Below are 9,805 nucleotides of genomic sequence, written 5' to 3'. Positions count from 1 at the left end.
GTCTTCGCGACCTTCCTCGAGACCGGGCGGGTCGAAATCCTCTACGACCCGGCCTTCCCCCTCGCCGAGCCGGGCAGCGCGTTCGTGATCGCGCGGCTTGCGCTCGATTTCCGCTCCGAAATCCGCTGGCCGGGCACGGTCGAAATCGGGACGCGCGTGGCCGCGGTCGGCCGCAGCTCCCTCACGCTCGCGCAGGGCCTGTTCCAGGACGGCCGCTGCGTCGCGACGGCCGAGACCGTCATCGTCCAGATGGACGAGGCGACGCGCCGCTCCCGCCCGCTGTCGGAGGCCGCCGTGGCGCGCCTATCGTCGCTGGGGTGATTCCGCCTATGGCGGATCACCGTCCTGCAGTTCAACCGGATCCTGTGCGGCGACCGACGAAACTCGCCATGACCGTCTTCTGTTCGTAGGGCGTACCTCGACGAGACAGGAGGACGGCCCTTGACCCCCGCTACGAGCCAGCAAGCTTCCCCCCCATCTCCCGGCCGGTCCCCCGCGGTGCGGCACCGGCGCGCGGAAATCGACGGCATGAGCATCTTCTACCGGGAGGCCGGCCCCCAGGATGCCCCCGTCGTCCTGCTGCCGCACGGCTACCCGTGCTCGTCCTACCAGTACCGCAACCTGATGCCGGCCCTCGCCGACCGCTGGCGCCTGGTCGCCCCCGACTTCCCGGGCTTCGGCTACAGCGACACGCCCGACCCGTCGCGCTTCTCCTGCACCTTCGACGGCTATGCCGGCTTCCTGGAGCGTTTCGCCCGCATGCTGGGCCTGGAGCGCTACGCGCTCTACCTCCACGACTACGGCTCCCAGATCGGGCTGCGGTTCGCCATCCGGGCGCCGGAGCGGGTCGCCGCGCTGATCGTCCAGAACGGCGACATCTACGAGGACCAGCTCGGCCCCGGATACGGCTATCTCCGCGAGTACTGGGCGGATCCGACGCCGGAGAAGCGCGCCGGGCTCGCCCGGGCCGTCAGCGAGGAAGGCTTCCGCCACGAATTCCTGAACGACGTCGACGGGGAGGTCGCCGAACGCATCGGTCCCGACCTGTGGACGCTCGCGGCGGCGCAGCTGCTGGAGCCGCGGCGTCGCGAGATCATGATCGGCCTGATGGAGGGCCTGAAGGAGAACCTCGGCTGGTTCCCCCGCTACCAGGCCTATCTGCGCGAGCACCGGCCGCCGACGCTGATCGTGTGGGGCCCGCATGACGGCTACATGCCCGAGGGCGCCGCGCGGGCGTATCTGCGGGACCTGCCGGACGCGGAGCTGCACCTGCTCGACGGCGGCCATTGGGCGCTGGAGACCAACCTCGACGAGGTCGTCCCGCTGGTGCGCGACTTCCTCGGCCGCGTTCATGGCAGCGGCGCGGCGGGGAGCGCGCGATGAGCGGCGGCGACCCCGACCGCATCCACCACCCGGAGCGCGACCAGGGATAGCCGCGCCGGCCGCGACCCTACCGGTCGCGCCTGGAGGCGCGGCCCTTCCCGGCCGCGCCTCTACCGGTCGCGCATGGAATGGTAGCCGTACAGCGCCGCGACGCCCAGCGACGCCAGGGTGACGGCGCGCGCGAGCGTGACGCTGCCGCCGCGGGACGGACGCCGCCATCCCCCGGACACGCCGGCGCCGTCGGCCATCGGCTCGTGCAGGGCGCCGGCGGACCGGCGCCGGGCCTCCTGCCGGAACATCCTGCGCCGCACCTGCCGGCCCATCTGCCGCTCGATCGGGCCCTGGGCCAGCGCCATGCCCAGTTCGACCAACCGGGCCGGGGCGCCGACCCCGACCTCGCGGCGCGGGTTCAGGCTGAGCGCGACCATCGCCTCGGCGACGGCCTCGGCCGGCCGGACCGGCGGCAGGGCCTGGACCTCGTGGCCGCTGAAGTTCGCGGCGTGCTGCCAGAAGGGGGTGTCGATCGGGCCGGGCAGGATGTTGCAGACATGGACGGCGTGCAGACCCTCCTGCTCCAGCTCCGCCCGCACCGATTCGGTGAAGCCGAGGACGGCATGCTTGGCGGCGCCGTAGGCGGCATGGAAGGGTGCCGGCATCCGGCCGGCCACGGAGACCGTGTTGATGATGATGCCGCGCTCGCGGTCGCGCAGATGGGGCAGCACGGCGCGGAAGCCGTTCACGACGCCGTTGAAGGTGGTGTTCATCACCGCGGCGAAGGCGTCGGGAGGCGTGTCCTCGAACCGGCCGAAGCTGGCGACGCCGGCGTTGTTGATCCAGACGTCGATGCCGCCGAACGCGTCGACGGCGCGCTCGGCCACGCGTGCGAGCTGGTCCGGGTCGCGGACGTCCGCCGGGATCGACATCGCCCGGCCGCCGGACCGGATCACCTCGTCCGCGACCTCGTGGAGCAGCGGCTCGCGCCGCGCCGTCAGGACCACGACGGCCCCTTCCCGCGCGAACATGCGGGCCGCCGCCCGGCCGATGCCGCTCGATGCCCCCGTGATGACGACTACGCGCCCGTGCAACCTATCGGTCATGTCCGGTCCTTTCGTTCGTGCCCCCGGGCAAACAGGAGGATGGCCGGTTGATCACGGTCGCCCCCGCCCCCCGGCGCGCCGACGACAAATCGCTTGACCTTCCCATCGCTGGAAGGCGTAGCCTCGCGCACGCAATACGAGGAGTGCGGGCATGGATACGATCTCGGACCTGAGGGTGTTCGTCGCGGTCGCCGAAAGCGGCGGCCTGTCGGCGGCCGGCCGCCGGCTCGGGCTGTCGCCGCCGGCGGTGAGCCACCGGATCAGCAAGATCGAGGAGCGCCTCGGCGTCCGTCTCCTGCAGCGCACCACCCGGCAGGTGACCCTGACCGAGGAGGGGCGCGAGTACAACGAGCGCGCGGCGAAGATCCTGGCCGACGTCGACGAGATGGAGGCGGTGGTCGGCATGCGCAGCCCGGTCGTGCGCGGGCTGCTGCGGATCTCCGCGCCCTCGGGGTTCGCCGCCCGCCACGTCACGCCGCACCTCGCGGGCTTCCTGGAGCAGTATGCCGACCTCCAGGTCGAGATCGACGCCACGGACCGGTTCGTCGACATCGTCGAGACCGGGCACGACTTGGCGATATGGATCGGCCGGGCGCCCGACAGCAGCCTGATCGCGGCCAAGGTCGCGGACAACCGCCGGGTGCTGGTCGCCAGCCCTTCCTACCTCGCGCGCCGCGGCACGCCTCAGCGCCCGGAGGACCTGGAAGGGCATACGCTGCTGGCGCTGCCCTGGCAGCAGGAGTGGCGCTTCCGCACCGCCATGGGCGAGACGTCGGTGCGCGCCCGCGGCCCCCTGCGGCTCAACGGCGGCGACATGCTGCGCGAGGGGGCGCTGGCCGGCCTGGGGATCGCGCTGAAGTCGCTGTGGGACGTCGGCGAGGACATCGTGGCCGGGCGCCTGCGCGCGGTGCTCGACGGGACGCTGCTCGACACCGACGCCCCCATCCACGCCCTCTATCCCAGCCGCAACCACGTGCCGCCGCGGGTGCGGGCCTTCATCGCCTTCCTGCGCAAGACCTACGGCGACGTCCCGTGCTGGAGCACGCCCGCATGCAGGGCGGCCCTGGGACTGGCCGCCTGAGGCGCCGGCCGGCGCCTCACTCGCCCGGGCGCAGGTCGCGCACGCCGCGCCCGAGCCGCCGCCGGAGCAGTGCGCGCAACGTCACGCCGTCGGCATAGCCGACCAGCTCGGCGATCTGGTCCAGGCTCCTGTCGCTGGTCTTGAGCAGGTGCACCGCGCGCTCGACGCGCAGGTCCTGGAAATAGGACAGCGGGCTCTTGCCGAGCACCTGGCGCATGCGGCGCGCCAGCGTCCGCTTGCTCGTGCCGGCGGCGCTCGCGGCGGCATCCAGCGAGAAGCCGTCGGCGATCCGGCCGCGCGCCCAGCGCTCGAACCGCTCGACGACCGGGTCGGCATGCGCCAGGTGGTCCGCGAGCGCGTAGGCGGACTGCGCCGGGCGCTGGTCGACGATCAGGTAGCGCGCCACGAGCCCCGCCAGTTCCGGGCTCGCCTGCCGGACCAGCCACAGCGCCAGGTCCATGTGGCTGAGCGCCGCCCCCGCGGTGACGAAGGCGCCCGACCTGACCAGCATGCGCGCATCCTCGAGCTGCACCCCCGGATAGCGCTGCCGGAACAGCGGTGCGAGCCACCACGTCGTCGTGGCCTTCTGGCGGTCGAGCAGGCCCGACTCCGCCAGCACGAAGGTCCCGATGCAGGCCGCCGCGATCCGCACGCCCGCGGCGGCGCCCTCGCGCAGCGCCGCCCCGGCGTCGCGCACGTCGGCGCGCTCCAGCGCCGGCACCAGGGCGTCGGGCATCTTGTAGCCGATCGCCGGGACCACCAGCCAGTCCGCCGCCGCCGGCTCGACGATCGCGGCGACGGGCACGGCGAAGCCCTGTGCGGTGCGCACCCTGCGCCGCACGCCGACGACCGCGACCTCGAAGCGCGCGGCACCCGGCGACAGCATCGCCGCCAGCTCGTTGGCCGTCGAGAACGCGTCGAGCACGGCGGCCAGCCCGGTATCGAAAACGCCGTCGAGGGCGAGGACCTGCAGCTTCATGGCGACAACGATATCAAAGTTGTCGAGAACGCCAATAGCCGGGAAGGCCCGACCGCGCCAGAGTGGGCGCACGCAGCGGCACGGGAGGCACCATGAAGATAGACGTCGCCACGATCGGGTTCACCAGGACCAGCGCCGAGGGGTTCTTCGGGCGCATCTCCCAGGCCGGCGTCAGGACGGTCGTGGACGTGCGGCTGCACAACACCTCGCAGCTCGCCGGCTTCGCCAAGGCCGACGACCTCGCCTATTTCCTGAAGGCGATCTGCGGCGTGTCCTACGTCCACGAGCCGCTCCTCGCCCCCACCGAGGACATCCTGAAGGGCTTCAGGAAGGACAAGGGGGACTGGGCCGTCTACCGGGACCGGTTCCTGGCGCTGATGGCGGAGCGCCGGATCGAGGACCGCCTGAAGCCGGACACGCTCGACGGCGCGTGCCTGCTGTGCTCGGAGGCGACGCCCCACCACTGCCACCGCAGGCTCGCCTGCGAGTATCTCGACGCCAGATGGGGCCTCGGCGGCAAGGGCGGCGCGCTCCGGGTCCGCCATCTCTGACCGGGGAGGTTCCGCCATGTCCTGGGACATGTTCCTGGCACTGTCCGCGTTCGCGTTCGCGACCTCGATCTCGCCGGGGCCCAGCAACTTCATGCTGCTCGCCTCGGGCGCCAATTTCGGCTTCCTGCGCACGCTGCCGCAGGTGCTCGGCATCACCCTCGGCTTCACCTCGCTGCTCCTCGGCGTCGGCCTGGGGCTCGGCGCGCTGCTGACGGCGTTCCCGGCGCTCGAGCTCGCCCTGAAGGCCGCCGGCGGCGCCTACCTCCTCCACCTCGCCTGGCGCATCGCCCTGTCGCGCTCGCTCGGCGGCGGGCGCGAGGCCGGGAGCCGGCCGCTGACCTTCCTCGAATCGGCGGCCTTCCAGTGGATCAACCCCAAGGCCTGGGTGGTGGCGGTGGCGGCGATGGCGGTCCATGTCGGCCCGGACGCGCCCTTCCTGTCGACGGCCCTGATCTGCCTCGCCTTCGCGGGGATCAACCTGCCCACCGTCTCGGTCTGGGCCGGCTTCGGGGTGGCGCTGCGGGGCTTCCTGTCCGACCCCGTGCGGCTGAGGCGGTTCAACCTCGCCATGGGCCTGCTGCTCGCCGCGACGCTGTGGCCGATGCTGGCGTGACGGACCGTCAGCCCGCCTCGAACGCCAGGTGGTAATGCGCGCAGCGGGGTTCGAAGCGCGACAGCAGCTCGCGCGCCCTCGGCGCGACGTTGGCGACCTCGTAGTCCTCCCCGGCGAACGCCTTGATGGCGTCGATGGACTCGAACCGCAGGATGGTCATGAACTCGATCTCGTCGCCGACGATCCGCCGCAGCACCTGGGCACCCCTGCACCCCGGAATCCGGCACGCGGCCGGAAGGAAGGTCCCCGTGACGAACTCCGTGTAGGCGTCGGCGGCCTCCGGGTCGGCGACCCAGCCGCGCCAGATCCGTGCGATCATCGCTCTCTCTCCCGTGTCGAACCTGATCCATCATAGCCGCAACCGCCCGGCATCCAACCTGACGGACACGACATCGAGCGCCCGGCCAGAATTTACCCGGGTATAATTGACAAGCCAGATTTACCCGGGTAAAACATCCGCGAATGACCTTGCGGAGAGCATCATGGCGCACGCACCGACCTGCACCGCCTTCGTCGACCACCGCCTGCTGGCGGCCGGCCCGTACCCGGACGTCGCGGTGGCGGTGCGCCGCGCGCTCGCGCAGGACGGCGGCCGGACGATCCTGACCTTCGACGACCGCACCGGCCGCCTCGTCGATTTCGACCTCAGCGGCAGCGAGGAGGATGTCGCGGCGCGGCTGCGGCCGGCGGACGAGCCCTCCGCGCCGGCCGGCGACGCCCGCACGCCCGGCCGGCCCAGGCTCGGCGTCGTCGCGCGCGAGGTCACCCTGCTGCCGCGGCACTGGGAATGGCTGGGCGCCCAGCCCGGGGGCGCCTCGGTCACGTTGCGCAAGCTCGTCGACGCGGCGCGCGCCGCCGGCCGCGAGCGGGACGGCGCGCGGGAGGCCCAGGCCGCGGCCGACCGGTTCATGGGTGCGATGCTGGGCGATGCGCCCGGCTACGAGGAGGCGGCGCGCGCGCTCTACGCCGGCGACGCGGCGCGCTTCGCTGCGATCAGCGCGCCGTGGCCCGCCGACCTGCGCGACCACGCGCGCCGGCTGGCCGCGCCGGCCTTCGCGACGGCCTAGTTGGGATCGAACGGCAGGGTCGCCAGATGGTCGACATAGTTGCCGAGCGTCTTCAGCGCGACGCCCACCAGCACCTCCAGCACCTGAGCGCGGCTCCACCCCGCGTCCAGGAAGCCCGAGAGGTCGGCGCCGTCGAGCCGGCCCCGCTTGCGCACGATCGTGTCGGCCAGGCGGCGCAGCGCCTCGAGCCGGCGGTCGGTGAGCGGCAGTCCCGCGCGCACGGCCTCGATCGCACCGGCGGGCAGGCCGGCGCGCTCCGCGGCGCGGGCATGCGCCGACAGGCAATAGGCGCAGTCGTTCGCCCGGCTCACCGCCACCAGCACGAGCTGGCGCTCGGCCGGCCCCAGGGAGGTCCGGGCGAACGCCTCGTCCAGCGCGAGGCACGCGTCGAGCGCGGCCGGGGCCTCGGCCAGGACGCCGAGCAGGTTCGGCACGAAGCCGAGCCTCTGGCGCAGCTCGTCGAGCTGCGGGCGGGCGGCTTCGGGCGCGGAGGCGCATGTGTGGATGGGAAACCCTTCCATGGGAAGGCTCCTATGCCGGCCGGTGCCCCCGGCCCGGATATCGTCCCGGCCCGGGGGCGCGGCGGTCGGTGCTAGCGCTGGGTCACCTGGGTGCCGTCGGCGAGATCCAGGGCGTCCCGGAGGGCGACGTAGGCGTGGCGCTGGTTGCGCTCGATCAACGCCTCGGAGGCCTGCCAGACCTTCTGCTCGGCCAGGGCGCGGGTGCCGGCGTCGGCGATCGCCGAGACCTCGCTCGATACCCGGGCGACGTCGGCCGGGCCGACCGCACCCTCGCTGAGCGCCAGGGCGGGGGTGGTGGCGGACAGGCCGACGAACAGGGCGGCGGCGGCGGCGAGCGTGGAAATCCTCATGATGCTTCTCCTTGTTGGGGCTCCTCCGGAGCCCCGGTTGGCGGCACCGGTCTGCCCGGCGTCTTGAGGAGAAGATGCGCCCGACCCTGCCGAACGGGAACGCGGGCCAGGTCGAAGGCACTCTTTCACCCGGTCGAACAATCCGCCCTGCCGGTGTTGACAGGCCCCGCTTTCCGGCGCTTCCCTGTCGCGCATGACGGTGCAATCGACGAGAGGGCGGACGGCCTCGACCGCTCGGGACGCGATCCCCCGGTTCTGGCGCGACGACGCGCTGCCCTTCATCGAGGCCCGGTCGGTCGAGGACGGGCGCTGCGTGAACTACGGCAAGCACACCCACCAGACCTTCTCCATAGGAGCGGTCACGGCCGGGCAAAGCCTCTACGTGAACGGCAGGGAGCGCCGGCGCGTCGGCGCGGGCACGGTGGTCATCATCAACCCGGAGCAGGTGCACGCATGCAATCCCGTCGCAGGCGATCCCGGCGCAGGCGATCCCGGCGCAGGCGATCCGGGCGGCGCGGCATGGTCGTACCGCATGCTTCATGTGGACGCGTCGTGGCTCGCCGGCCTGCAGCATGAGCTGGGCGCCGGCGACGGCGTGGACATGCGGGCCTTCGCCACGACGGCGACCACCGACCCCGTGCTGTACCGGGGGCTGAACCACCTCTACGAGGCGCTCACCGACGCGGCGGCCGAGCCGCTGCGCAGGCAGGCCTCGGCGGTCGCCTTCTTCTCGGAACTCCAGCGCAGGCTGGATCCCGCCCCCGCGCGGCCCGCCCCCGCAAGCGGACCGATCGAGCGCGCGGCCGACTTCATCGCCGGGAACTGCTCGGCTCCCCTGACACTCGACGACATCTGCGCCGAAGTGGGCCTTTCGCCGTCATACCTGATCCGCGCGTTCGCGAAGCGCTACGGCATGACGCCCCACGCCTATCTGGTCGACCGGCGCATCCGGCGCGGCCAAGCCCAGTTGAAGCGCGGGGGCGCGATCGCGGACGTGGCCCTCGACTGCGGCTTCGCCGACCAGGCGCATTTCCAGCGAAGCTTCAAGCGGCTCGTCGCCGCCACGCCGGGACAGTATCGCGGCCGGTCTATGACCAGGCCAGATACGCGGCGCTCGCCGCCAGAAGCGCGGCCATCGCGCGGTTGAACAGCCGGACGTGGCGCGCCTCGCGCAACAGGCGGCCGAGGCACGCCCCGGCATACGCCCAGCAGGCGATCGAGCAGTAGCAGACCACGAAGTAGATGAGCGCGAATTGCCAGAGAAGCGCCGGCTCGCCGCCGGCGGCATAGGCCCCCATGCCGGCCAGCGCCGCCAGCCATGCCTTGGGGTTGAGCCATTGCATCACGGCGCCCTGGACCAGCGAGGGCGCGTTCCCGGACCGGTCGGGGCCGACCTGCCCGTCATCGGCCGCGAGCTTGAAGGCCATGAACAGCAGGAACGCCACGCCCGCCCATCGGACGAGCGTCATCGACGGGGGCCACAGCGCGACCAACCGGTGCAGTCCCAGGCCGGTGAGCAGGAGCAGAAGGGTGAATCCGATGGTGGCGCCGGTCACGTGCCCGATGCTGGCGCGCAATCCGTAGCGGGCGCCGGCGCTCAACGCCACGACGTTGACCGGGCCCGGGGATAGGGAGGCGGCCAGCGCGAACGCGGCCATGGACAGGAAAAGGCTGGTCGTCATGCCGCTCGCTCCGATCTGCCGGGAAGCTTCATCGGCCGATGGCATACAGCGGCGGGCGCCGCGCCGTATTGAAGGAAATCGCCCCCGGCCCGGGTATCGTCCCGGCCCGGGGGCGCGGCGACCGGTGCTAACGCTGGGTCACCTGGGTGCCGTCGGCGAGATCCTGCGCGCCCTGGAGGGCGATGTAGGCGTGGTACTGGTTGCGCTCGATCAGGGCGTTGGAGGCCTGCCAGACCTTCTGCTCGGCCAGGGCGCGGGTGCCGGCGTCGGCGATCGCCGAGACCTCGCTCGATACCCGGGCGACGTCGGCCGGGCCGACCGCACCTTCGCTGAGGGCCATGGCGGGGGTGGTGGCGGACAGGCCGACGAACAGGGCGGCGGCGGCGGCGAGCGTGGAAACCTTCATGATGCTTCTCCTTGTTGGGGCTCGGCTTGGAGCCCCGGGTTGGCGGCACCGGTCTGCCCGGCGTCTTGAGGAGAA

Annotated in this window: 14 protein-coding genes; 7 read left to right on the top strand and 7 right to left on the bottom strand. The window is 72.5% G+C overall.

Going from position 1 to position 9,805, the window contains the following annotated elements; translation table 11 throughout:
• Window positions 1-321: acyl-CoA thioesterase (locus VGO20_RS23990; RefSeq protein ID WP_327504922.1), on the top strand; the 321-nt coding region annotated here is incomplete at its 5' end.
• Between the two features lie 207 nt (window positions 322-528).
• On the top strand, window positions 529-1,383 hold the full coding sequence (locus tag VGO20_RS23985; protein WP_327504921.1) for an alpha/beta fold hydrolase: 855 nt from the start codon (window positions 529-531) through the stop codon (window positions 1,381-1,383).
• 110 nt (window positions 1,384-1,493) lie between these two features.
• On the opposite strand, the gene VGO20_RS23980 is transcribed toward VGO20_RS23985, so the two are convergent.
• The gene (locus tag VGO20_RS23980; RefSeq protein WP_327504920.1) at window positions 1,494-2,480 is read right to left on the bottom strand and encodes an SDR family oxidoreductase; all 987 of its coding nucleotides are present in this window, start codon (window positions 2,478-2,480) and stop codon (window positions 1,494-1,496) included.
• 151 nt (window positions 2,481-2,631) lie between these two features.
• On the opposite strand from VGO20_RS23980, the gene VGO20_RS23975 reads away from it, so the two are divergent.
• Window positions 2,632-3,561, top strand: a complete 930-nt coding sequence (locus VGO20_RS23975; protein WP_327504919.1) for a LysR family transcriptional regulator — start codon at window positions 2,632-2,634, stop codon at window positions 3,559-3,561.
• 16 nt (window positions 3,562-3,577) lie between these two features.
• Here the strand turns inward: VGO20_RS23975 and VGO20_RS23970 are convergent, their stop codons facing one another.
• Window positions 3,578-4,540, bottom strand: a complete 963-nt coding sequence (locus tag VGO20_RS23970; RefSeq protein WP_327504918.1) for a GlxA family transcriptional regulator — start codon at window positions 4,538-4,540, stop codon at window positions 3,578-3,580.
• A gap of 92 nt (window positions 4,541-4,632) precedes the next feature.
• Between VGO20_RS23970 and VGO20_RS23965 the strand changes: the two genes are divergently transcribed.
• Both VGO20_RS23965 and VGO20_RS23960 read left to right on the top strand, forming a co-directional pair.
• Window positions 4,633-5,091 carry a DUF488 domain-containing protein gene (locus VGO20_RS23965; protein ID WP_327504917.1) on the top strand — a complete coding sequence of 153 codons (459 nt, stop codon included), beginning with the start codon at window positions 4,633-4,635 and terminating at the stop codon, window positions 5,089-5,091.
• Window positions 5,092-5,107: 16 nt separating this feature from the next.
• The gene (locus tag VGO20_RS23960) at window positions 5,108-5,704 is read left to right on the top strand and encodes a LysE family translocator (RefSeq protein WP_327504916.1); all 597 of its coding nucleotides are present in this window, start codon (window positions 5,108-5,110) and stop codon (window positions 5,702-5,704) included.
• A 7-nt stretch (window positions 5,705-5,711) separates the two neighbouring features.
• Here VGO20_RS23960 and VGO20_RS23955 read toward each other — a convergent pair whose 3' ends face one another.
• Window positions 5,712-6,023 (bottom strand): hypothetical protein, encoded by a 312-nt coding sequence (locus tag VGO20_RS23955; protein ID WP_327504915.1) that lies wholly within the window; start codon window positions 6,021-6,023, stop codon window positions 5,712-5,714.
• A gap of 163 nt (window positions 6,024-6,186) precedes the next feature.
• On the opposite strand from VGO20_RS23955, the gene VGO20_RS23950 reads away from it, so the two are divergent.
• Window positions 6,187-6,771, top strand: a complete 585-nt coding sequence (locus VGO20_RS23950; RefSeq protein ID WP_327504914.1) for a DUF2239 family protein — start codon at window positions 6,187-6,189, stop codon at window positions 6,769-6,771.
• Here VGO20_RS23950 and VGO20_RS23945 read toward each other — a convergent pair.
• Window positions 6,768-7,292 (bottom strand): carboxymuconolactone decarboxylase family protein, encoded by a 525-nt coding sequence (locus VGO20_RS23945; RefSeq protein ID WP_327504913.1) that lies wholly within the window; start codon window positions 7,290-7,292, stop codon window positions 6,768-6,770. The genes VGO20_RS23950 and VGO20_RS23945 overlap by 4 nt on opposite strands.
• Before the next feature lie 71 nt (window positions 7,293-7,363).
• Window positions 7,364-7,642, bottom strand: coding sequence for a hypothetical protein (locus VGO20_RS23940; RefSeq protein WP_327504912.1), 279 nt, complete (start codon window positions 7,640-7,642; stop codon window positions 7,364-7,366).
• Between the two features lie 199 nt (window positions 7,643-7,841).
• Between VGO20_RS23940 and VGO20_RS23935 the strand changes: the two genes are divergently transcribed.
• Window positions 7,842-8,789: an AraC family transcriptional regulator gene (locus tag VGO20_RS23935; RefSeq protein WP_327504911.1), complete on the top strand. Its 948-nt coding sequence runs from the start codon at window positions 7,842-7,844 to the stop codon at window positions 8,787-8,789.
• On the opposite strand, the gene VGO20_RS23930 is transcribed toward VGO20_RS23935, so the two are convergent.
• Both VGO20_RS23930 and VGO20_RS23925 read right to left on the bottom strand, forming a co-directional pair.
• Window positions 8,731-9,324, bottom strand: coding sequence for a LysE family translocator (locus VGO20_RS23930; protein WP_327504910.1), 594 nt, complete (start codon window positions 9,322-9,324; stop codon window positions 8,731-8,733). The two genes, VGO20_RS23935 and VGO20_RS23930, sit on opposite strands and share 59 nt — an antisense overlap.
• A gap of 127 nt (window positions 9,325-9,451) precedes the next feature.
• Window positions 9,452-9,730 (bottom strand): hypothetical protein, encoded by a 279-nt coding sequence (locus tag VGO20_RS23925; protein WP_327504909.1) that lies wholly within the window; start codon window positions 9,728-9,730, stop codon window positions 9,452-9,454.
• Window positions 9,731-9,805 lie beyond the last annotated feature (75 nt).

The sequence above is a fragment of the Arenibaculum sp. genome (genome assembly GCF_035998295.1).
In the GTDB taxonomy this organism is placed as follows: domain Bacteria; phylum Pseudomonadota; class Alphaproteobacteria; order Azospirillales; family Azospirillaceae; genus DASYHS01.
This window is presented reverse-complemented; position numbering and strand designations above follow the sequence as displayed.

What these genes read in the sequence shown, in the direction of transcription:
- VGO20_RS23955 (WP_327504915.1), bottom strand. Translation starts at nt 6,023, where the DNA reads ATGATCGCACGGATCTGGCGCGGCTGGGTCGCCGACCCGGAGGCCGCC.
- VGO20_RS23975 (WP_327504919.1), top strand. Translation starts at nt 2,632, where the DNA reads ATGGATACGATCTCGGACCTGAGGGTGTTCGTCGCGGTCGCCGAAAGC.
- VGO20_RS23985 (WP_327504921.1), top strand. Translation starts at nt 529, where the DNA reads ATGAGCATCTTCTACCGGGAGGCCGGCCCCCAGGATGCCCCCGTCGTC.
- VGO20_RS23980 (WP_327504920.1), bottom strand. Translation starts at nt 2,480, where the DNA reads ATGACCGATAGGTTGCACGGGCGCGTAGTCGTCATCACGGGGGCATCG.
- VGO20_RS23960 (WP_327504916.1), top strand. Translation starts at nt 5,108, where the DNA reads ATGTCCTGGGACATGTTCCTGGCACTGTCCGCGTTCGCGTTCGCGACC.
- VGO20_RS23940 (WP_327504912.1), bottom strand. Translation starts at nt 7,642, where the DNA reads ATGAGGATTTCCACGCTCGCCGCCGCCGCCGCCCTGTTCGTCGGCCTG.
- VGO20_RS23950 (WP_327504914.1), top strand. Translation starts at nt 6,187, where the DNA reads ATGGCGCACGCACCGACCTGCACCGCCTTCGTCGACCACCGCCTGCTG.
- VGO20_RS23945 (WP_327504913.1), bottom strand. Translation starts at nt 7,292, where the DNA reads ATGGAAGGGTTTCCCATCCACACATGCGCCTCCGCGCCCGAAGCCGCC.
- VGO20_RS23930 (WP_327504910.1), bottom strand. Translation starts at nt 9,324, where the DNA reads ATGACGACCAGCCTTTTCCTGTCCATGGCCGCGTTCGCGCTGGCCGCC.
- VGO20_RS23925 (WP_327504909.1), bottom strand. Translation starts at nt 9,730, where the DNA reads ATGAAGGTTTCCACGCTCGCCGCCGCCGCCGCCCTGTTCGTCGGCCTG.
- VGO20_RS23970 (WP_327504918.1), bottom strand. Translation starts at nt 4,540, where the DNA reads ATGAAGCTGCAGGTCCTCGCCCTCGACGGCGTTTTCGATACCGGGCTG.
- VGO20_RS23965 (WP_327504917.1), top strand. Translation starts at nt 4,633, where the DNA reads ATGAAGATAGACGTCGCCACGATCGGGTTCACCAGGACCAGCGCCGAG.